This is a genomic window from Streptomyces sp. IMTB 2501 (genome assembly GCF_001953885.1).
In the GTDB taxonomy this organism is placed as follows: Bacteria; Actinomycetota; Actinomycetes; order Streptomycetales; family Streptomycetaceae; genus Streptomyces.
On sequence record NZ_MQUS01000015.1, the window covers coordinates 113408 to 133513 of the forward strand.

Genomic DNA, 20106 nt, shown 5'->3' on the forward strand with positions numbered 1-20106 from the left:
CCTTCCCCATCCAGGAGATGACGCTCCCCGTCGCCCTGTCCGGCACGGATGTCATCGGCCAGGCCAAGACCGGCACCGGCAAGACCCTCGGCTTCGGTCTGCCGCTCCTGGAGCGCGTGACCGTCCCCGCCGACGTGGAGGCCGGACGCGCCGCCCCCGAGGCCCTCACGGACGCCCCGCAGGCCCTCGTCGTCGTCCCCACGCGCGAGCTGTGCACCCAGGTCACCAACGACCTGCTGACGGCCGGCAAGGTCCGTAACGTGCGTGTGACCGCGATCTACGGCGGCCGGGCCTACGAGCCGCAGGTGGAAGCCCTGAAGAAGGGCGTCGACGTGGTCGTCGGCACCCCGGGCCGCCTGCTCGACCTCGCGGGCCAGAAGAAGCTGAGCCTGAAGCACGTCAAGTGCCTGGTCCTCGACGAGGCCGACGAGATGCTCGACCTGGGCTTCCTGCCCGACGTCGAGAAGATCATCGACATGCTGCCGGTCAAGCGCCAGACCATGCTGTTCTCGGCGACCATGCCGGGCGCGGTCATCGGCCTCGCGCGCCGCTACATGTCCCGGCCCACGCACATCCGCGCCACCGCGCCGGACGACGAGGGCGCGACGGTCGCGAACATCAAGCAGTTCGTCTACCGCGCGCACAACATGGACAAGCCGGAGATGGTCGCCCGCATCCTGCAGGCCGAGGGCCGCGGACTGGCGATGATCTTCTGCCGTACGAAGCGTACGGCTGCCGACATCGCCGAGCAGCTGCAGCGCCGCGGGTTCGCCTCCGGCGCGGTCCACGGCGACCTCGGCCAGGGCGCCCGCGAGCAGGCGCTGCGCGCCTTCCGCAATGGCAAGGTCGACGTCCTGGTCTGCACCGACGTGGCCGCGCGCGGCATCGACGTCGAGGGCGTGACTCACGTCATCAACTACCAGTCCCCAGAGGACGAGAAGACGTACCTGCACCGGGTCGGCCGTACGGGCCGCGCGGGCGCCAAGGGTACGGCGATCACGTTCGTCGACTGGGACGACATCCCGCGCTGGCAGCTGATCAACAAGGCGCTGGAGCTGGACTTCAACGACCCGGTGGAGACGTACTCGTCGTCCCCGCACCTGTTCTCCGACCTCGGCATCCCCGCGGGCACCAAGGGCACCCTGCCGCGCTCGGAGCGAACGCGCGCGGGTCTGCAGGCGGAGGAGCTGGAGGACCTCGGCGAGACCGGTGGCCGCGGTGCGCGCGGTCGCGGTGGCCAGGGTGGGCGCGGTGGCCGCGCCGAGTCCGGTGCCGCCCCGGCCGAGCGCGAGCGTCCGTCCCGTACGCCGCGCCGACGCCGACGCACGCGCGGTGGCACTCCGCTGGACGCCACCACCGACGCCCCGGCCGCCACGACCGCTCCGGCACCGGCGGCCGAGTCCGGCCCGGCGGAGGAGTCCTCGACGGCGCCCCGCACCCTGCGCCGCCGTCGCCGTACGCGCAGCGGGGTGTCGGCACAGCAGGTGCCGGCCCCCGAGACCACCGAGGCCGCTGCCGCTGCCGTAGAGACGGTGGACACGGTGGAGGCCCCGGTCGCGCTGGACACCCCGGAGCCGCGCCGCCGCCGCACCCGCAAGTCGGCGGAGCCGACGGTGACGGCGCCCGTGGCCGAGGCCGTGGCTGAGCCTGTGGCCGAGACGATCGTGACGGTGACGGAGACCGTGACGGCGTCCGACACCGCGACAGTGGAGGCACCGGAGGCGAAGCCGCGCCGCCGCACGCGCAAGACGACGGCACCCGCCGCGGAAACGGCCGTGGCGACGGCCGAGAACGCGGACGAGGCCGCCCCCGCGCCCAAGCCGCGCCGCACGCGCAAGGCCGCGGCAGCCGCCGAGGCCGCGGTGGACACGGCCGAAGCCACGGAAGCCAAGCCCCGCCGCACCCGCAAGACCGCAGCGGCCGCGGCGACCACCGAAGCCCCGGAAACCGAAGCGAAGCCGCGCCGTACCCGCAAGACCGCGGCAGCCGCCGAGGCCGCCGCGGACACGGCCGAGACCACGGAAGCCAAGCCCCGCCGCACCCGGAAGACGGCTGCCGGCGCCGCTGTGGACACCGCCGAGGGCGCGGAGGCCAAGCCGCGCCGCACGCGGAAGACGGCCGCGGCTGCCGAGGCCCCGGAGGCCGAGGCCAAGCCCCGCCGTACCCGCAAGACGGCCGCCGCCGCGCCGGAGCCGACCGAGGCCCCCGAAGCCGAGGCCAAGCCCCGCCGCACCCGCAAGACCGCAGCGGCCGCGGCGACCACCGAAGCCCCGGAAGCCGAGGCGAAGCCCCGTCGTACCCGGAAGACGGCCGCTGCCGTCGCCGAGGTGGACGGTGCCGCCGAGGTCGCCGCGCCCAAGGTGCGGCGAACCCGTAAGGCCGTCGCCGCGGCGGCCGGTGCGGAGATCCCGGCGCAGGCCACCGAGGAGCCGGAGGCCAAGCCGCGGCGCCGTAGCCGCAAGGCCGCGGCGGCCGTCGAGGTCACCGAAGGCTGATCCGGCACCCCGTCACCGACGGCCCGGCCCACTCCCAGTGGGCCGGGCCGTCGCACGTCCGGCCCACGATCGGGCCGGCAGCACGCGGAGGGCCCGACACGGCCCGCGTCCCCGCCGCGCCCACCGCGACCGCCCGGGCCGCCTCCCTGCCGTCCTCCGCCGCCCGATAACCTCTCCCCATGAGCAGGCCCGCCACCTTTGTCCCGCCGCCCGGTGCCCGTGCGTACTCCTTGCGGAGCGCGCGTGGGGAGTTCGCCGTCATCGACTCTCCCGTGGCCGACGGGGTCGAGGCGCGGGGCGTCGCGCTGTTGCTGCCGGGGTTCACCGGGAGCAAGGAGGACTTCAATCCGCTGCATGTGCCGCTCGCGCGGCGCGGGTACCGGACCGTGGCGGTCGACGGACGCGGGCAGTACGAGTCGGACGGGCCCGCGACCGACGAATCCGCCTACGCGCAGCATGAGTTGGCGCGGGACGTGCTGGCGCAGGCCGAGGCGCTCGGGGAGCCGGTGCATCTGCTGGGCCACTCCCTCGGCGGGCAGATCTCGCGCGCTGCCGTACTGCTCGACCACGCGCCCTTTCGCTCGCTGACCCTCATGGCCTCCGGACCCGGGCAGATCTCGGAGCCCCAGCAGCAGCGCGTGAAGCTGCTGCAGGACGCGCTGGCGGTGATGAGCATGGCGGAGGTGTGGGACGCGATGCGGGCGATGGAGACGCCCGAGGAGACCGAGACGGCGGCGCTCGACGGCGGTCTCGACGACCGGGACGACCTACGGCGCCGCTGGCTGGGCACCAAGCCCGCCCAGCTCCTGGCCACCGGACGCCAGTTGTGCACGGAACCGGACCGCGTCGCGGAACTGGCCGCCGTACCGCTGCCGTTCCACGTCCTGTCGGGCGCGCGTGACGACACCTGGCCGTTGTCCCTGCTGGACGACATGGCGGTACGACTGACCGCACGGCGGACGGTGATCGAGGACGCCGTGCACTCCCCCAACACCGACCAGCCCCTGCCCACGGCCCGCGCGATCGCCGACTTCTGGGACCAAGCCACCGCGGAGCGCTAGTACTGACCCTGCAAGTGCCCCCAGAAGCCGTCCCTGAGGGCTCGGCGGAGGTCCGCCTGGCCGCGCAGGGAGTACTGGAGCAGGCCCTCGGCCTCGACCAGCAGGTCCTGGTCGACGGAGCCGGGGAGGTAGGGGTGGCCGGGCAGGAGGTCGGCCAGGGCCTCGCGGCCCCGGGCGGCCAGCCATTTCGCCGCGATCTGGGCGCCGACGAAGCGGACGTCCTCGCGGGTGGGACGGGTGCCGGTGGCGGCCTCGTAGGCGGCGGACGTGCGGCGGGAGACGTACGGCTTGAAGAAGTCGAGGTCGAGGGTGCGCTGGCTGTCGACCTCCCAGAGCAGCGGCTCCGCCTGGTTACGGCCGTCGGGGGCCTCGATGCCCCAGAGGTGGACCCGGGCGCCGTACCCCTGCGCCGCCTCGACCGCCGAGACCAGGTCCTCGTCGCCGCCGAGGAGTGCCGCGTCGCTGATGGCGCGATGGCGGGCCAGGGACTCCAGGTCGGAGCGGATCAGTGAATCGACGCCCTTCTGCTGGTTGTTGGCGTTGAGGTTGCCCAGGCGGACCTTGACGTCGGGCAGTTCGGCGATGGTCTGCTGCTCGGCGGTGTGGATGCGACGGCGGGCGCCGTCGTACCAGTAGACGCGCAGCAGACGGCTGTCCGCGAAGACCGAGCGGGCCCGGTCGATGAGGGCCTCGATCAGCCCCTCGGCGTCGAGGTCGAAGGCCCGCCGGTCCTCGGTCCCGGCGACCAGCCGGCCGGCGGCCGCGTACAGATACCCCGCGTCGACGAAGATCGCGTGGGTGGAGGGCGTCTTCGCCACCTCGGCGAGCATGCGTTCCAGCAGCTCGTTCGTGCGGTCGATGCGGGCGCCCAGGGCCGCCAGGTCGTCGTTCATCACCTCCATTGTCCCGGTGGTCACACTGCGGACACAACTGGTCCCGGTCGGTCCCGCCCAAGGTGCCGACCGGTCGGTAATTAGACGTTCGAAAAATTTCTTTAGCGTAGGGAATGTTTGTAACGTGCAGCGCGTTGACTCAGTACGACGCCACAGAGACGAGGTGTCACACCAAGTAGTTCTCCGCAGGAGGATGACCAGACGAAGGGAGAAGCCCTTGCGCTTCGAAATCATGCGACTCGACGAGACCGACGGCACCGCCGTGGACAGCACCGTCGTGGACGCCGCCTCCGTCAACCGGATCGTTCAGCAGGCCGCCGCCATCGGACAGCGCCTGTGGATCCGCCCGGCCGAGACCAAGGCCTCGTAACGCTCACGCGTAGCGCGCCACTCAAGCTTTCCGGGGGAGCCGAGCCGACTGGGGCTCAGCTCCCCCGGATCACCTGAGTGATCCCGTTGATGATCTGCTGCACGGCGATCGCGGAGAGCATCATGCCCGCGAGCCGCGTCACCAGCACCACACCGCCGTCCTTGATGACCCGGATGATCAGCAGCGAGTAACGCATCACCAGCCACAGCACGACATGGATCGCGAGGATCGCGGACCACACCGAGATCTGCGCGGACACGCTGCCGGCCTTCTGCACGGCCAGGATCACGGACACGATCGCACCGGGCCCGGCCAGCAGCGGCATGCCCAGGGGGACGAGCGCGACGTTCACATCCTTGGTCTGCTTGGGCTCATCGGTCTTGCCGGTGAGCAGGTCCAGCGCGATCAGCAGAAGCAGCAGACCGCCCGAGATCATCAGCGCGGGGACGGAGACGTGCAGATAGTCGAGGATCCGGTGCCCCAGGACGCCGAACGTGGCGATGACGCCGCCCGCCACGCACACGGCCTGGAAGGCCATGCGCCGCTGCACCTTGGCCGGACGGCCGGCGGTGAGGGCGAGGAAGATCGGGGTGATCCCGGGGGGATCCATGATGACGAAAAGGGTCAGGAACAGAGAGCCGAAGACGGCGACGTCGAACATGGTTGTTCAGCAGGCCTTGCAGGAAGAGGTGGGTACGGGCTGGGTGAGGCGGTCCGGCCTCAGGCTCCGCCGGTGCCCGGGACGGGGAACGCCCCGGTGGCCCGCCGCGTGATCTCCCCGTACACCTCGGGGTCGGTCGTGTACGCGCCCAGGGACACGGTCTTGCGGCTGCCGTGGTAGTCCGAGGAGCCCGTGACCAGCAGATCCAGTTCCTTGGCCAGGCCCCGCAGCCGGTCGCGCGCGTCGGCGTCGTGATCCATGTGATCGACCTCGATGCCGTCCAGGCCGGCCTCGGCCATCTCCGCGATCCGGGACTCCGGGACCGTACGACCGCGCTTGGCGGCGGCCGGGTGCGCGAACACGCAGACTCCGCCCGCGCTCTTGACCAGCCGGATCGCCTCGAAGGGGTCGGTCTCGTGTTTCTCCACGTAGGCCCGGCCGCCGTCGGCCAGCCAGTCCTCGGTGAACGCGTCGCTCACGGTCGGTACGACGCCCAGCTCGACCAGCGCGGTCGCGACATGCGGACGCCCCACGGAACCGCCGGCGGCTATCCGCTCGACCTGCTCCCAGGTGACCGGCACGTCCAGCGCGTTCAGCTTGGCGATCATGGCCTGGGCCCGCGGCACCCGGTCGTCCCGGACCAGCTCGCGCTCGGCGAGCAGAGCGGGCTCCTCGGGGTCGAAGAGGTAGGCCAGCAGATGCATGGAGACGCCGTCGACACGGCAGGACAGCTCGGCGCCGGTGACCAGCGTGAGCCCCTCGGGCAGCGCGGCGATCGCCTCGGCATACCCACGGGTGGTGTCGTGATCGGTCAGCGCTACGACGTCCAGCCCGGCGGCGGCAGCATTGCGCACCAGCTCGGCGGGGGTGTCCGTACCGTCGGAGGCCGTGGAGTGACAGTGCAGATCGATGCGCACGCGAACTCCAGACGGTGGCGACACGGAAGGGGACACCTAAGGATAGCGGTGTTTCCCACCCTCCTTGTCACACCCGAACCCACTGAGCACCCCCTACCGCAACCCGCCCAGGGGCGCGAGGCCGTAGGTGATACGCGGCTCCGCCGCGTGGGCGCGGGCAGCCGGAACGAACCCGCGGCCGCCGACACGACGGAACCCGGCACCCCGCGGGCGCTACGGCCGAAGCAAGCGCGGCGACAACGCCCCGCACGGCACCAGATCCAGCTCCGCCCCGGCGTCCCGCAGATCCGTCAGGACCAGCTCGTCATACATGAGCAGGCCCGACTGCTCGGGCCACATCACCGCCCAGAGCCACATCCCGAGCGCCTCGCCGGCGAAGACCGCACGGTCGTCGGGGGTGCGGTAGACATGCCAGAGCGGGGTCGGGCGGCCGGCGGCGAGGACCTTGGCCTGGGGCGGCTTCTCGATGTTCATGTACGGCCCCGGGTCGGGTCCGTCGATGCCCGCGTACCGCGCGCCGAGGCCGACGCCGAGTTCCTCGGCGACCAGGATGAGTTCACCGGGGCCGCCGAGCGGGCCGGGCCCGGAGCAGGCGACGGCGGTCGCACGGCCACCGCTGCGGTCGTCGCCCGCGTAGGCCACTCCCGTGAAGAGCCAGCCGACCGGCAGCGGCCAGGGCATCCACACCGGTACGTGGGTGCGGTGCACCACGGCACCGAGGGCTTCGACGCTGGGCGGGATCACGGCCTGCAGCGGATACACCGTGCCGTGCACGTCGCACTGCCACGAATCGGCGAAGAGACCGGGCGCCCTGACCCGGCCACCGCACCTCGGGCAACTGGGTTCGCCCCTCATAGGGCTCCACGGTCCTACCCCTGCTCGTCCACGTCAAGGACGATCACCCGTCCGGACGGAACCCCCGACCGCGCCGAAGCGCATGCACATTGCACCTATTGGCCGAACCGGCTCATTCGGGGAGAACGCATGGATCTTCCGGGACAGCCCAAGGCGGTCGGGGCCACGGCCGGCGGCCGCCGTCGCGATGCCGCCGGCCGGCTCGTGGCCGCCGTACGGCGCAGGGCCCTCACACACGACATGGAGGGGCTGGAGTCGAAGCACGCCGCCGAGGACCGCGTCGGCGCCCTTGCCAACTGACCGATCGCGGCCGGGGTTTGGTGAGCTTGCTCACGTCCGTGCTCGCCCGGCGCTCGCCCCGCGGTCAGTCCAGCGGTCAGTCCAGCGGGACGGACTTGCGGGCGGGATCCCTCAGGTCCGTTCCGTTCGCGAGCCAGCGCTCCTGGAGGGCCTGGGCGCCGTGCACCCGCTTCCAGGCGGCCTCGTTCGGGGTCATCGGCAGCAGCGGCAGGAACCGTACGGGCTCCATCGGGTCGTCCAGCTCCAGGTCCTCGACCAGGCCGCCGGGCTCGCCCACCAGGACCGAGCTGAAGGGTGCGCCGGGCCACAGCGGGTCACCTACGTCCAAGGAGGCGCCGGGTGTCACGATCAGGCCCTCCACCTGCGGGGAAGCGGCCAGTACGGCGAGCGGACGGAGCACCTTGTCGGTGTCGGCGAGGCCCGCGCGGACGGACAGGACCAGCTCGGCACGGGGACCCTTGACCGGGTCGGCGAGCACCGCGGTGGGGTCCGCCATGGGGTGCGCGGACATGCCGAGGGTGGCGTACCGCAGGACGTCCCCCTCCTGGAACCGGAGCACCTCGATGCGGTCCGTGCCGAGGAAGGTGACGGCGGCGCGCGCGTCCGGTGCGCCCAGCGCGGTGGTCAACCGTGCCTCGACCAGAGGAAGAACATCAACCATGCCGCGAGCATAGAACTCGTCAGGTGCGGGCAAAGCGGCGCCTTGACAGTTCGGGCGACTGCTACGCTGAGCCGGTGGTTCGGGGCGGCACGCCTGGCGTGCTTGTCAAGTCCCGACACGAGGGACTCCCTTACGAGGGACCGGCCGGAGGAGGTGGGGCTGTCATGGATCGAAGTCGACCGTGCAGTACCACTCGCTCTTCCGCCCGCTGATCCAGCTCACTGGCTGCTCTGGCCGACTGCCGCCTCTCCGTGCGTATCGCCCATCGGAAGAGCACTTCTTTTCGCTTTGCCAGATCCGTCTGATCGCTCGATCTGCCTGATCTGAATCAGTTCCGCATCAGTAGCGAAGTCGCCACCGCGACGGAGCGGTGCTCCCCGCTTTGTGGACGTGCCGAACCTCCGCAGTCAGGACGTCCCCATTCCGGGTGGTTCCACCCGTTGCCGTGCGGTCTTTCGTTGCCTGTCGCGAAGGAGCCTGCCCATGTCGATGATCCGCGATCTGCGCGCCGCGGTCCGTCCGTCCCGTGTCTCGCTGCGCAAGAACGCGAGCACGGCGTCGTACGACACCACCCGTGACCCCGGCACGCCCTCGGCCGTCGTGGACTGCGCCGTCTACCGCGACGGCACCCGCGTCCAGCGCGACAAGCCGCTCAGCCCGCACGAGGCGATGCGGCTGGTGCGCCGGGACGGCGGCTTCGTGTGGATCGGGTTGCACGAGCCGACCGAGGCCGAATTCGCCGGTATCGCCAGCGAGTTCGGGCTGCACCCGCTGGCCGTGGAGGACGCGGTGCAGGCCCACCAGCGGCCCAAGCTGGAGCGGTACGACGACTCGCTCTTCACCGTCTTCAAGACCATCCACTACGTCGAGCACGACCGGCTCACCGCCAACAGTGAGGTCGTCGAGACCGGCGAGGTGATGTGCTTCACCGGCCGGGACTTCTTCATCACCGTCCGGCACGGCGGCCAGGGCTCCCTCAGGGCCCTCAGGTACAGGCTGCAGGACGACCCGGAGCTGCTGGCCAAGGGCCCCTCGGCGGTGCTGCACGCCATCGCCGACCATGTCGTGGACGGCTACATCGCGGTCGCCGACGCGGTGCAGGACGACATCGACGACGTGGAGACCGAGGTCTTCTCGCCGGGCCGCAAGGGCGGAGTGTCCCGTGGTGTGGACTCGGCGCGGATCTACCAACTCAAGCGTGAGGTGCTGGAGTTCAAGCGCGCGGTGGCACCGCTGCTGCGCCCGATGCAGTTGCTGAGCGAGCGGCCGATGCGGCTGGTCGACCCGGACATCCAGAAGTACTTCCGGGACGTCGCCGACCACCTCGCCCGGGTCCAGGAGCAGGTGCTGGGATTCGACGAACTCCTCAACTCCATCCTCCAGGCCAACCTCGCGCAGGCGTCCGTCGCGCAGAACGAGGACATGCGCAAGATCACCGCCTGGGCCGCGATCATCGCCGTACCGACGATGGTGACCGGTGTGTACGGCATGAACTTCGACCACATGCCGGAGCTGCACTGGAAATACGGCTACCCGCTCGTCCTGAGCCTCACCATCGCCATGTGCGTCGGCATCCACCGGGTGCTCAAGCGCAACGGCTGGCTGTGAGCAGGCGCTGGATAGGCTGGGCACATGACGAGCGAGCTGCTGGGGCGGGCCCTCATCGAGGAGGCCGCGAAGAAGTCCGGCCTCATCTGGGTCAGGGGCGCGGGCACCTCGGCCGCGCGTGCGCTGTGGCACGTGTGGCACGAGGGCGCGGTGTGCCTGGTCGGGGACGGCCCCGGTGAGCAGCCGCTGGAGGGGCTGGTCGACGGGGGCACCGCCGAGGTGACCGTGCGCAGCAAGGACAAGGGCGGCCGGCTGGTGACGTTCCCTACGGCCGTGTCCGAGCTGCCCGCCGGTTCGGCCGAGTGGGAGGCGGCCGTCGCCGAGCTGAAGGGCAAGCGCCTGAACGCCCCCGACGGCGAACAGATGCCGGCCCGCTGGGCACGCGAATGCCGGGTGCTGCGCCTGGCTCCGGCGGGGTCCGCGGTTCCGTTGCCTGACGGCAGCCTGGCTCAGGCTCCGGTCGCGACTGCTGCGACCACCCGCAGACCGGTGCCTGCGGGCCTGCCGAAGCTGCTGGTGAAGCGCCGGAAGGCTCGGTAACTCCGGGGGCGGAGAAACGTACCGCTACGACGCCGGCAGCTGCTTGCCGTAGTCGACGGTCTCGTCCTTCGCGGGCTGGGCCACGGCGAAGTCCTTGCCCCAGTCGGAGAAGCTGAGCGTGCCTGCTCCGCCGGCACGGACCAGGCGGAGCGGATACGGGGTGCCCTCCAGGGAGACGTCGAGGCTGCCGCCGGAGCCCTTGTCGCCGGTGATGCGGATGGTGCGGGTACCCGCGTCGTCGTGATGGCCGTCCGTCGCCAACGTGCCATGCAGTGAGAGCAGTCCCTCAAGGAGGACGTCCTTGTCCGTGAAGCCGCTGAACTTCTTGTACGCGGGATCGCCCTGCGGCACCTTCACGTACTTGCCGTTCAATGTGCCGGATGCGTCGGCGCCCTGGCCGCCGGCCTGGTTCCAGAAGTCCGCGTCGGCCTTCAGGTACAGCTGCTCGCCGACCCGCAGCAGCTTGAAGGTCGCCCCCTTCGAGGTCACCGAGCCGGTCCCGCCGTCGGCCTTGAGCTGCATGTCCAGCTGGTACGTACGGCCGCTGGTGACCACGGTCCCGGACAGCCGTACCGCCGACGCCGACGAGGCCGCCGCCTGTGTCTTCGCCTGGATCTTGTCGGCCGGCAGCTTGCCCACGCCGTTGGTGCCCGCGTCCGGATCACCGCCCCCGCACGCCGTCAGCACCGCCACCCCGGTCATGGCCAGTGCGCACAGGGCGGTCGCCCGCGCGGCCCGGCGGGTACGGCCCTGGGGAATCGCAGTCACAGAGAGCGCTGCCTTTCTGAGGGTTCCTGAGCGGCGTACGGCAGCGTACCGGTGCCCCGGCCGCCCGGCGGAGTCAGTCCGTCCGGACCGCCCACCAGGGCGTATCCGACCGGTAAGGGCTAGCCTGAAGCGCACCCGAGCGAGCAAATCCGAGCAATTCACCGATCTATTTACAAAGAAAGCGGAACACCCCAGAAAGGGGCGATTCCCAGGTCACGTCAGCAGAGGAAGCACAGCCATGGCAGCCGGCGCCCCCCGGATCTTCGTCTCGCACCTCGCCGGGGTCCCCGCCTTCGACCCGAGCGGCGACCAGGTGGGCCGTGTGCGCGATCTGGTCGTGATGCTGCGCGTGGGCCGCAGACCCCCGCGACTGCTCGGGCTGGTCGTCGAGCTGGCCACCCGGCGCCGTATCTTCCTGCCCATGACCCGGGTCACCGGTGTCGAGTCCGGACAGGTCATCACCACCGGCGTGATGAACGTCCGGCGCTTCGAGCAGCGGCCCACCGAGCGGCTGGTCTTCGGGGAGCTGCTGGACCGGCGCGTGAAGCTGGTGGAGACCGGCGAGGAGGTCACCGTCCTCGACGTGTCCGTGCAGCAGCTGCCCGCCCGCCGGGACTGGGAGGTCGACCGCGTCTTCCTCCGCAAGGGGAAGAAGGCGACCGCCTTCCGGCGGGCCAGGGGTGAGACGCTGACCGCCGACTGGTCCGCCGTCACCGGGTTCTCCCTGGAGGAACACGGACAGGGGGCCGAGAGCCTGCTCGCCACCTTCGAGCAGTTGCGCCCCGCCGACCTCGCCAACGTCCTGCACCACCTCTCCGCCAAGCGGCGCGCCGAGGTCGCCGCCGCGCTCGACGACGACCGCCTGGCCGACGTACTTGAGGAACTCCCCGAGGACGACCAGATCGAGATCCTCGGCAAGCTGAAGGAGGAGCGCGCGGCGGACGTCCTGGAGGCCATGGACCCCGACGACGCGGCCGACCTGCTGTCCGAGCTGCCCGAGGACGACAAGGAGCGGCTGCTGAGCCTGATGCAGCCGGCCGACGCGGCCGACATGCGCCGCCTGATGTCGTACGAGGAGCACACGGCCGGCGGCCTGATGACCACCGAGCCGATCGTGCTGCGCCCGGACGCCACGGTCGCCGACGCGCTCGCAAGGGTCCGCAACCCCGACCTCTCCCCCGCGCTCGCCGCCCAGGTCTATGTCTGCCGCCCGCCCGACGAGACCCCGACCGGCAAGTACCTGGGCACGGTCCACTTCCAGCGGCTGCTGCGCGATCCCCCGTACACCCTGGTCAGCTCCCTCGTGGACGAGGATCTGCAAACGCTGGCCCCGGACGCCGCCCTCCCCGTCATCGCCGGGTTCTTCGCCACGTACGACATGGTGGCCGCGCCCGTGGTGGACGAGGCCGGGTCGCTGCTGGGCGCGGTGACCGTGGACGACGTGCTGGACCACATGCTGCCGGAGGACTGGCGGGAGAACGAGTTCCACCTGGACGAAGGAGAGGGGGCGACCGCTCATGGCTCCTGAGCGCACCCGCGAGCGCACACCGGCGGGCGCCACGGCCGCCACCCGGTCCCGCACGCCCCGGCTGGACCAGCCGAGCCCGCCCCGCCCCAGGGTCCTGCCCGAGTGGGACCCGGAGGCCTTCGGCCGACTGTCGGAGCACGTCGCGCGCTTCCTGGGCACCGGGCGGTTCCTGGGGGGAATGTCCGTCATTCTGGTCACATGGGTGATCTGGAACACGAGCGCACCGGCCTATCTGCGGTTCGACCCGTATCCGTTCATCTTCATGAACCTGGCCCTGTCCCTCCAGGCGGCCTACGCTGCCCCGCTGATCCTGCTCGCGCAGAACCGGCAGGACGACCGCGACCGGGTCAATCTGGAGCAGGACCGCAAGCAGAACGAGCGGTCCATCGCCGACACCGAGTACCTGACCCGGGAGATCGCCGCGCTGCGCATGGGCCTCGGCGAGGTCGCGACCCGCGACTGGATCCGCTCGGAGCTGCAGGACCTGGTCAAGGAGCTGGAGGACCGACGGCGTCACGACGGGCATGTCGTATTCCCGGCGGAACGGTCAGAACGGTCTCCGCGACGTGACACAGACGACCGCTGAGGGGCATCCCGAAGGCCCCTCTCGGCGCCGTACCATCGTGCTTATGGCTACGGAAGACGCGGTGCGCGAGGCACTGGCGACGGTGAACGACCCCGAGATCAACCGACCCATCACCGAACTGGGGATGGTCAAATCGGTGGAGATCGGGGAGGACGGCGCGGTCGCGGTCACCGTGTACCTGACGGTCTCCGGCTGCCCCATGCGCGACACCATCACCCAGCGCGTCACCGAGGCGGTCTCCCGGGTCGAGGGCGTCACCCGCGTCGACGTCACGCTGGACGTGATGAGCGACGAGCAGCGCAAGGAGCTGGCGACCGCCCTGCGCGGCGGCCAGGCGGAGCGCGAGGTCCCCTTCGCCAAGCCCGGCAGCCTGACCCGGGTCTACGCGGTCGCCTCCGGCAAGGGCGGTGTCGGCAAGTCCTCGGTGACGGTGAACCTGGCGGCAGCCATGGCCGCCGACGGCCTCAAGGTGGGCGTCGTCGACGCCGACATCTACGGCCACAGCGTGCCGCGCATGCTGGGCGCGGACGGCCGTCCCACCCAGGTCGAGAACATGATCATGCCGCCGTCGGCGAACGGCGTGAAGGTCATCTCCATCGGCATGTTCACCCCGGGCAACGCCCCGGTGGTCTGGCGCGGCCCGATGCTCCACCGCGCTCTCCAGCAGTTCCTGGCGGACGTGTACTGGGGCGACCTGGACGTTCTGCTGCTGGACCTCCCGCCCGGCACCGGTGACATCGCGATCTCCGTGGCCCAGCTGGTCCCGAACGCCGAGATCCTGGTCGTGACCACGCCCCAGCAGGCGGCGGCCGAGGTCGCCGAGCGCGCCGGTTCCATCGCCGTCCAGACCCACCAGAAGATCGTCGGCGTGGTCGAGAACATGTCCGGCCTGCCCTGCCCGCACTGCGGCGAGATGGTCGACGTCTTCGGCACGGGCGGCGGCCAGCAGGTCGCCGACGGCCTCACCCGCACCACGGGTACGACGGTCCCGGTCCTCGGCAACATCCCGATCGACGTCCGCCTCCGCGAGGGCGGCGACGAGGGCAAGCCGGTGGTCCTGACCGACCCCGACTCCCCGGCGGGCAGCGCGCTGAGGGCTATCGCCGGGAAGCTGGGGGGACGGCAGCGGGGTCTTTCGGGCCTGTCGCTGGGGATCACCCCGAAGAACAAGTTCTGAGAACTCTTCAGCGGAGGACTCTTCAGCAGAGGACTCTTCAGCAGAGGGCGACCGGTCCTACGGCGAAGGGGCGCCGAAACGAATCAGCGCCTCTTCATCATGCGTAAGCGGCGATGTCCTTCACCACGGCGAACCCAAGCCCGTACGCGCTCATGCCGCGCCCGTACGCCCCCAGGTGCACCCCGGCCTCCGTCGTACCGGCGAGCACCCACCCGAACTCGGACTCCCGGTAGTAGAAGGAAGCCGCGACCCCGTCCACGGGAAGGGACAGCTTGGACCACTCCGGCCCCTCCAGATCGTCGGCCAGGGCCCACGCCGTCTCCGTCTGCTGTTCCAGCCAGTCGTCCCGCAGCGTGTGGTCCATCTGCCCGGGCCAGGTGAGCGTCAGCAGCCCCACCCCGGCCAGCCACGCGGCCGAGGAGACCGAGGTGGCCTCCAGCAGCCCCGTACCGTCGGCGCTCCTCCGCGACGGCTGCGCGGCGACGGTCACGACCACCGCGAACTTCTCCCGCGGCTCCCCGGCGGAGCCGGCCTCGCCCCGTACGGAGGGCTCGTCCCCGTGCCCGATCGAACCGTGCTCGACGGCGCCGTCGGCCGCCGTACCGACCTGCATCAGCCAGCGCTGCCCGGTGAACGCCTCGTCGAGGCCGTACCACGGGAAGGGCGCCTGCAGGTAACCGTCGATCGTACGCCGGGCGGAGGGCAGCTGCTGCCCATCCACCGCGGCCGGGGCCTGCGCGCCCACCCGACTCGTCGTCTCCATCTGCTCGGACGCCTCCTCGCTCTCGTCGGACCGGGGTGGCCCGCCCCCCTTCGGGCGTAGTCGTCCGGTCCGCACAACAACTCGGCAGCATATCCACACCGGTGAGAGCCTCAGGGCAGGCGCTGGATGCGTGAGTCGTATGAACGGCCTGTTCGGGCCGTGTGCGACGGGCCCGTGCTATGAAATGCCTCACGTGCGCGGCATACGCCCATGTGAGCGTGTCGGCGCCGACCGGGTGCAGGCAGGGCTCAGGGGGCGTACAGCATCACGTGCGGAGCAGATGGCGCGCGTACGGAATCAGGTGGCGTCGGCGTCGAACGGCGGTCGCTCGTCCTTGCCCAGCTCCTCGGGCTTCTTGGTCATGTCCACGCGCCCCGAGGAGGCGGAACCCGAGGACGAGGAACCCGAGGACGCGGCGGACGCGGACGCCTCGCTTTCGCGAACGTTGACGGCGTCGGTGACCTCGGCCATCTCCTGCTTCAGGTCGAATCCGTTGCGGATCTCCTTCAGCCCCAGGTCGTCGTTGTCCAGCTGCTTGCGGATGAACGTCTTGGGGTTGAGGTCCTCGAACTCGAAGTCCTTGAATTCCGGGCCCAGTTCGCTACGGATGTCCTGCTTGGCGCTCTCCGAGAACTCGCGGATCTTCCGGATCGTGCGCGTCACGTCCTGGATGACCTTCGGGAGCTTGTCCGGACCGAAGACGAGCACGGCGATCACCACGATCGTCAGCAGCTCCAGTGGCCCTATGTCATTGAACACCTGACGCTCCCATTGCGATGTCCTCGGTCGCTCAACGGTACCCGGCGTTCCTGTCCGATCGGTACCGTCCCGAGGTGAGACTTGTGTCAGTTCTGTTCCGCCGCGCCCAGCCGGAGCGTGACCTGCTGGTCGGTGCCACCGCGCCGTAGGGTCAGCCGCAGTGAGTCGCCGGGCCGGTGGGTGCGGATCTTGACGATCAGCTCCTCGGCCGTGTGCACGGGCTGCCCGTCGACGTCGGTGATGACATCGCCCGCCTTGAGTCCGGCCCGCTCACCGGGGCCGCCCCGGGCCACGGCGGGGCCGCCGTTCGCGCTCTTGCTGTCGATACGGGCGCCGTCGCCGGTGTACGACATGTCGAGGGTGACGCCGATCACGGGGTGGGTCGCGTGGCCGTCGTTGATCAGTTCCTCGGCGACGCGCTTGGCCTGGTTCACCGGGATGGCGAAGCCGAGACCGATGGAACCGGCCTCGCTGCCGTCCGAGCCGGAGCCGCCGTCGGCGGAGCGGATGGCGGAGTTGATGCCGATCACCTGGGCCCGGGAGTCGAGCAGAGGACCGCCGGAGTTGCCGGGGTTGATGGGCGCGTCGGTCTGCAACGCGTCGACGTAGCTGACGTCGCTCCCGTCGCCCTTGTCCCCGCCGGACGTGATCGGCCGCTCCTTGGCGCTGATGATGCCGGAGGTGACGGTGTTGGCGAGGTCGAAGGGGGCGCCGATGGCGACGACGGGGTCACCGACCCGGACGTCGTCGGAGTTGCCGAGGGGCAGCGGGGTGAGCCCGTCGACACCGTTGACCTGGACGACGGCGAGGTCGTAACCGCTGTCGTGACCCACCACCGTGGCCTTGACGGTGTCACCGCTGCTGAAGGTCACCGTTATCCCGCCGTCCGATCCGGCGGGCGCGACGACATGGTTGTTCGTGAGGATGTGCCCCTGGGCGTCGAGCACGAAGCCCGTACCGGTGTCCTCCTGATCGGTCCCGGTGACATGCAGGGTCACGACACTGGGCAGGGCCCGGGCGGCTATCCCGGCCACACTGTCCGGCGCCCGCCCGGCAGGCACACGCCCTGCCTGCGGCAGCCGAACATCGCCGCCCAGCCCCTCCCGCTCGACATAGGCCCCGACGACCCCACCGATACCCGCGGAAACAAGGGCGATCACCAGACTCCACACCACCACGAACCGCCGCGCCCGCCGGCCACGCCGCACATCCGCCGCCAGCCCCTCACCCCCGCTCTGCTGCAACGCCCCTGCCTGCTCCACGGGCGAACCAGCGGCCCAGGGGTCATAACGCCGCGACGAATCCCCTGCCGACTCCGGCGATGACGGTGCGCCCAGGGGGGCGGGACCGACGGCGGTGGGGGCGCCGGGGGCTGCCATGGGTCCGCCGGGGGCGGGGGCGTGCGGCCCGGGTACGGGCGCGGGAGCTCCCGGTGCGGGGGCGGGAACCCTAGGTGCCGAGGCCACGGGTCCCGGCCCCGGGGGAGCCGTGGGGGCGGGCATGGGCGTGCCCTGGGCCGGGGTGGCCGCCGGGTGCTGTACGGGCGGTGCGGGGGCCCAGGGACCCGGCTCGCCGTACGGCGGAGTGCTGTAGGGATCGGGGTCGTGCAAGGGCTTCGGCCGCTCGGTGGGGGCCGCCCAGGCCGTTTCTCCGGGCTCGGACGGCACACCGGCCGCTGCGCTCTCGGCCGCCTCGGCCCCACCCGTCGGCCCCGACACCGGCTTGGCCAGCTCGAAGTCCCCGTCGCTCATGGCCTCGGCCTCCATGGCCTCGGCCTCGCTCACCGCGGCACTCTCCGCCTCAGCGCTCCTGGGCCCGGCCGTCTCCACCTCGGGCGGCCGCACGGGCTCGGCCCCAGGTACCGGACGCGCCAACTCGAAGTCTGCCGACCCGGGATCCACCGACTCGGAATCCATCGGCTCGGATACCTCCCGCCCGGAGCCAGTCCGCTCGAAATCCGTCGCCTGCGAACCCGTCGGCTCGAAGTCCGCCGGCCCGGAATCCACCGGCCCGGAATCCGTCCTCTCGGATTCCGTCGGCTCAGCCGTCGACGGCTCGACACCGCTGGGCATTCCTCCCCGCCCGGCGCTCACCTGCTCCGCGGCGTCGGTCCGGTCGGCCGGTGCCGGCGTCACCCCCGCCGCTCCCTCCGGCCCCTCCGGTTCTTCCCCCGGTGGGACACGGTTGCCCTTGCTCATGCTCTCCCCACAGCTGGCCGTGGTCGCGCGGTTCTGCGGCGGCCACGGAGCGTCGAATGCGCCCCCGGGGCATCGCCGCGGGAACTGCCCTCACAGGATTCAACCAGGTTCGCGGGCCGTGGCGAAGTGGCCGGTCAGGGCGTCTGGTGGGGTACGGAGGCAGACGATGAGGGAGTGGGGGTGGCGGGGTCGGGGACGGGGGCGGTCAGCAGGCCGGAGCCGGTCACTCCGGGGAACGTGGACCAGGCGTTGAGGGGGTAGACCACGGTGTCGTCGAGCGGGCGTATCAGCGGGGAGACGGCGGCCGCGCCGGCCATGACCGGTGTGGTGAGGCCACGCATGGCATTGCGCTGGGCCTGATCCTGATGCGTGCCGGGGGACGGCAGTCCTGGTACCAGCGGTGCGGACATCGACGTCGGGACGGCCAGTGTCTGTCCGAGCTGGGTGCCGCCCTGGGCGAGCAGCGGCCCCACCACGCGACGGCGCTGGCCGTCGGGTGTGGCGGCGGTGCCCGCGCCCGTGCCGGCCGAGCGCGCCGGGATCACGTTGCTGCCGGTGCCGCTGCCGCCGCGGGCGTCCGCGCTGGTGTCACCGGGGATGGCGGTCGCCATGCTGCCCAGGGCGACCGCAGCCAGCGACACGGCTCCGGCGGCGGCCACGGCGAACCGCAGCCCGCGCGAGGCGGAGCGACCGTCGTCCGGGCGGCCGACGGGGTGGATGCGGAAGCCGCGCTCCTCGGCGGCGGGGACGGGGCTCTCCGGGCCGTGCGGGCCGGCGGGGACGTACCCGAACGCGAAGCGGTCGCCTCGCCTCACCCCGAAGACGCCGAAGACACCGAAGGCGCCGGAGGCACCGGCGGCCGTTGCCGTCTCGTCGTCGGAGCTGTGTCCGAAGGGTCCGCCCCCGGGCGGTGACATGCCGTCGCCGTCCAGGTCGCCTCCTCCGGGCAGGCCCTGGAGGCGGGCCAGCAGACTCTCCGAGGGCGGCGGCGGGGCCGTCTCCGCGAACACGTTCTTCAGTCGGCGCTGGGCGTCCGCCTCCGCCTTGCACCGGGCACAGGTGGCCAGGTGCGCGAGGACCCGCTCACGCGACTCATGACCGAGCTCTCCGTCCACCAGGGCGGAGAGCCGGTCTCCCAGGTGCTGCTCTGCGAGGTGCGCCTCCGCAGGTTTCGGCCGTGATCCACTCACGCGGTCGCGCCCCCTCCCCCCAGAGCGGGGACACGGGTCAGGAAGGAGCGCCGCTCGGCCGCGCGCGCCTCCGGGGACCGGTGTGCGAGGGCCTTGCGGAGCTGGGAGCGGCCACGGTGGATACGGGAGCGGACCGTGCCGAGCTTCACGCCGAGGGTCGCGGCGATCTCCTCGTACGACAGACCCTCGATGTCGCACAGGACGACGGCGGCGCGGAACTCGGGCGCGAGGGTGTCCAGGGCCTGCTGGACGTCGGCGTCGAAGTGCGCGTCGTTGAAGAGCTGCTGCGGGGTGGGCTCGCGGCTGGCCAGGCGCTCGGCCGCGTCCTCGCCGAGGGCGTCGAAGCGGATGCGCTGCTTGCGCCGGACCATGTCCAGGAAGAGGTTCGTGGTGATGCGGTGCAGCCAGCCCTCGAAGGTGCCCGGCGAGTACGTCGACAGGGAGCGGAAGACACGGACGAAGACCTCCTGGGTGAGGTCCTCGGCGTCGTGCTGGTTTCCGGTCAGGCGGTAGGCGAGGCGGTAGACCCGGGCACTGTGGGTGCTGACGATCTCCTCCCACGTGGGCGGAGTCCACGCCTGCCCGTCCGCGTCGGTGGAGAAGGTCGCGGTCTGGGCCTCGCCTGCGGCGAGACCGGCGTGGTGGTCAGCAGCGGTGTCGGTCACGGATTTCGGCCTGCCCGCCGACCCGAGGAAGCGCCGCAGCACTCCACCCCGATCCCCGGGCGCAGCCGCACCTCCCCTGTCGGCTCTGGTGGTGTCCAGTGGAGCCCCTAC

20 protein-coding genes are annotated in these 20106 nt (G+C 71.5%); 9 read left to right on the plus strand and 11 right to left on the minus strand.

Going from position 1 to position 20106, the window contains the following annotated elements; translation table 11 throughout:
- The first annotated feature begins 17 nt into the window (after positions 1-17).
- Both AV521_RS25330 and AV521_RS25340 read left to right on the plus strand, forming a co-directional pair.
- The gene (locus tag AV521_RS25330; protein ID WP_371917064.1) at positions 18-2495 is read left to right on the plus strand and encodes a DEAD/DEAH box helicase; all 2478 of its coding nucleotides are present in this window, start codon (positions 18-20) and stop codon (positions 2493-2495) included.
- A 179-nt stretch (positions 2496-2674) separates the two neighbouring features.
- Positions 2675-3556, plus strand: coding sequence for an alpha/beta fold hydrolase (locus AV521_RS25340; protein WP_079249395.1), 882 nt, complete (start codon positions 2675-2677; stop codon positions 3554-3556).
- On the opposite strand, the gene AV521_RS25345 is transcribed toward AV521_RS25340, so the two are convergent.
- The gene (locus AV521_RS25345; protein WP_107481008.1) at positions 3553-4458 is read right to left on the minus strand and encodes an NYN domain-containing protein; all 906 of its coding nucleotides are present in this window, start codon (positions 4456-4458) and stop codon (positions 3553-3555) included. The two genes, AV521_RS25340 and AV521_RS25345, sit on opposite strands and share 4 nt — an antisense overlap.
- A 208-nt stretch (positions 4459-4666) precedes the next feature.
- Here AV521_RS25345 and AV521_RS49410 point away from each other — a divergent pair, with 208 nt between their 5' ends.
- The gene (locus tag AV521_RS49410) at positions 4667-4819 is read left to right on the plus strand and encodes a hypothetical protein (protein ID WP_179023374.1); all 153 of its coding nucleotides are present in this window, start codon (positions 4667-4669) and stop codon (positions 4817-4819) included.
- A gap of 55 nt (positions 4820-4874) precedes the next feature.
- On the opposite strand, the gene AV521_RS25350 is transcribed toward AV521_RS49410, so the two are convergent.
- The 3 genes from AV521_RS25350 to AV521_RS25360 form a co-directional block, all read right to left on the minus strand.
- Complete coding sequence (locus AV521_RS25350) at positions 4875-5480, minus strand: MarC family protein (RefSeq protein WP_076090989.1); 606 nt, start codon at positions 5478-5480, stop codon at positions 4875-4877.
- A gap of 59 nt (positions 5481-5539) precedes the next feature.
- The gene (locus AV521_RS25355) at positions 5540-6397 is read right to left on the minus strand and encodes a PHP domain-containing protein (RefSeq protein WP_076090991.1); all 858 of its coding nucleotides are present in this window, start codon (positions 6395-6397) and stop codon (positions 5540-5542) included.
- Between the two features lie 213 nt (positions 6398-6610).
- A complete protein-coding gene (locus tag AV521_RS25360) occupies positions 6611-7252 on the minus strand; it encodes a DUF6758 family protein (RefSeq protein ID WP_076090993.1) in 642 nt (213 codons plus the stop codon).
- A 129-nt stretch (positions 7253-7381) separates the two neighbouring features.
- On the opposite strand from AV521_RS25360, the gene AV521_RS49415 reads away from it, so the two are divergent.
- Positions 7382-7552 (plus strand): hypothetical protein, encoded by a 171-nt coding sequence (locus AV521_RS49415; protein WP_179023376.1) that lies wholly within the window; start codon positions 7382-7384, stop codon positions 7550-7552.
- Positions 7553-7628: 76 nt separating this feature from the next.
- On the opposite strand, the gene AV521_RS25365 is transcribed toward AV521_RS49415, so the two are convergent.
- Positions 7629-8213 (minus strand): suppressor of fused domain protein, encoded by a 585-nt coding sequence (locus tag AV521_RS25365; RefSeq protein WP_076090995.1) that lies wholly within the window; start codon positions 8211-8213, stop codon positions 7629-7631.
- A 483-nt stretch (positions 8214-8696) separates the two neighbouring features.
- On the opposite strand from AV521_RS25365, the gene AV521_RS25370 reads away from it, so the two are divergent.
- Positions 8697-9821, plus strand: a complete 1125-nt coding sequence (locus AV521_RS25370; RefSeq protein ID WP_076090997.1) for a magnesium and cobalt transport protein CorA — start codon at positions 8697-8699, stop codon at positions 9819-9821.
- Between the two features lie 24 nt (positions 9822-9845).
- Positions 9846-10361 (plus strand): hypothetical protein, encoded by a 516-nt coding sequence (locus tag AV521_RS25375; protein ID WP_076090999.1) that lies wholly within the window; start codon positions 9846-9848, stop codon positions 10359-10361.
- A 24-nt stretch (positions 10362-10385) separates the two neighbouring features.
- Here AV521_RS25375 and AV521_RS25380 read toward each other — a convergent pair whose 3' ends face one another.
- Positions 10386-11129, minus strand: coding sequence for a hypothetical protein (locus AV521_RS25380; protein WP_179023378.1), 744 nt, complete (start codon positions 11127-11129; stop codon positions 10386-10388).
- 238 nt (positions 11130-11367) lie between these two features.
- Here AV521_RS25380 and AV521_RS25385 point away from each other — a divergent pair, with 238 nt between their 5' ends.
- From AV521_RS25385 to AV521_RS25395, 3 genes are read left to right on the plus strand one after another with little or no spacing between them, the layout of a single operon-like run.
- The gene (locus tag AV521_RS25385; protein WP_076091001.1) at positions 11368-12657 is read left to right on the plus strand and encodes a magnesium transporter MgtE N-terminal domain-containing protein; all 1290 of its coding nucleotides are present in this window, start codon (positions 11368-11370) and stop codon (positions 12655-12657) included.
- Entirely contained in the window at positions 12647-13243 is a 597-nt protein-coding gene (locus AV521_RS25390) for a DUF1003 domain-containing protein (RefSeq protein WP_076091003.1), read from the plus strand. Before AV521_RS25385 ends, AV521_RS25390 begins: the two co-directional genes overlap by 11 nt.
- Positions 13244-13286: 43 nt before the next feature.
- Positions 13287-14420: an Mrp/NBP35 family ATP-binding protein gene (locus AV521_RS25395; RefSeq protein WP_076091005.1), complete on the plus strand. Its 1134-nt coding sequence runs from the start codon at positions 13287-13289 to the stop codon at positions 14418-14420.
- A 97-nt stretch (positions 14421-14517) separates the two neighbouring features.
- Here the strand turns inward: AV521_RS25395 and AV521_RS25400 are convergent, their stop codons facing one another.
- The 5 genes from AV521_RS25400 to sigE form a co-directional block, all read right to left on the minus strand.
- Positions 14518-15183 (minus strand): hypothetical protein, encoded by a 666-nt coding sequence (locus AV521_RS25400; protein WP_076091007.1) that lies wholly within the window; start codon positions 15181-15183, stop codon positions 14518-14520.
- 297 nt (positions 15184-15480) lie between these two features.
- A complete protein-coding gene (locus tag AV521_RS25405) occupies positions 15481-15942 on the minus strand; it encodes a sec-independent translocase (RefSeq protein WP_076091009.1) in 462 nt (153 codons plus the stop codon).
- Between the two features lie 86 nt (positions 15943-16028).
- Positions 16029-17858, minus strand: a complete 1830-nt coding sequence (locus AV521_RS25410; RefSeq protein ID WP_371917063.1) for a trypsin-like peptidase domain-containing protein — start codon at positions 17856-17858, stop codon at positions 16029-16031.
- Positions 17859-18274: 416 nt separating this feature from the next.
- Positions 18275-19330 (minus strand): anti-sigma factor, encoded by a 1056-nt coding sequence (locus AV521_RS25415; RefSeq protein WP_079249396.1) that lies wholly within the window; start codon positions 19328-19330, stop codon positions 18275-18277.
- Positions 19327-20037 (minus strand): RNA polymerase sigma factor SigE, encoded by a 711-nt coding sequence (gene sigE / locus AV521_RS25420; RefSeq protein WP_023546960.1) that lies wholly within the window; start codon positions 20035-20037, stop codon positions 19327-19329. The genes AV521_RS25415 and sigE overlap by 4 nt, the downstream gene beginning before the upstream one ends.
- Between the last annotated feature and the right edge of the window lie 69 nt (positions 20038-20106).

Excerpts from the sequence above, each read along its gene's own strand:
- AV521_RS25350 (WP_076090989.1), bottom strand. The coding sequence starts at position 5,480 with ATGTTCGACGTCGCCGTCTTCGGCTCTCTGTTCCTGACCCTTTTCGTC.
- AV521_RS25340 (WP_079249395.1), top strand. The coding sequence starts at position 2,675 with ATGAGCAGGCCCGCCACCTTTGTCCCGCCGCCCGGTGCCCGTGCGTAC.
- AV521_RS25375 (WP_076090999.1), top strand. The coding sequence starts at position 9,846 with ATGACGAGCGAGCTGCTGGGGCGGGCCCTCATCGAGGAGGCCGCGAAG.
- AV521_RS25360 (WP_076090993.1), bottom strand. The coding sequence starts at position 7,252 with ATGAGGGGCGAACCCAGTTGCCCGAGGTGCGGTGGCCGGGTCAGGGCG.
- AV521_RS25410 (WP_371917063.1), bottom strand. The coding sequence starts at position 17,858 with ATGGATTCCGAGTCGGTGGATCCCGGGTCGGCAGACTTCGAGTTGGCG.
- AV521_RS25370 (WP_076090997.1), top strand. The coding sequence starts at position 8,697 with ATGTCGATGATCCGCGATCTGCGCGCCGCGGTCCGTCCGTCCCGTGTC.
- AV521_RS25385 (WP_076091001.1), top strand. The coding sequence starts at position 11,368 with ATGGCAGCCGGCGCCCCCCGGATCTTCGTCTCGCACCTCGCCGGGGTC.
- AV521_RS25330 (WP_371917064.1), top strand. The coding sequence starts at position 18 with ATGACGCTCCCCGTCGCCCTGTCCGGCACGGATGTCATCGGCCAGGCC.
- AV521_RS25395 (WP_076091005.1), top strand. The coding sequence starts at position 13,287 with ATGGCTACGGAAGACGCGGTGCGCGAGGCACTGGCGACGGTGAACGAC.
- AV521_RS25365 (WP_076090995.1), bottom strand. The coding sequence starts at position 8,213 with ATGGTTGATGTTCTTCCTCTGGTCGAGGCACGGTTGACCACCGCGCTG.
- AV521_RS25390 (WP_076091003.1), top strand. The coding sequence starts at position 12,647 with ATGGCTCCTGAGCGCACCCGCGAGCGCACACCGGCGGGCGCCACGGCC.
- AV521_RS49415 (WP_179023376.1), top strand. The coding sequence starts at position 7,382 with ATGGATCTTCCGGGACAGCCCAAGGCGGTCGGGGCCACGGCCGGCGGC.
- AV521_RS25400 (WP_076091007.1), bottom strand. The coding sequence starts at position 15,183 with ATGGAGACGACGAGTCGGGTGGGCGCGCAGGCCCCGGCCGCGGTGGAT.
- AV521_RS25345 (WP_107481008.1), bottom strand. The coding sequence starts at position 4,458 with ATGGAGGTGATGAACGACGACCTGGCGGCCCTGGGCGCCCGCATCGAC.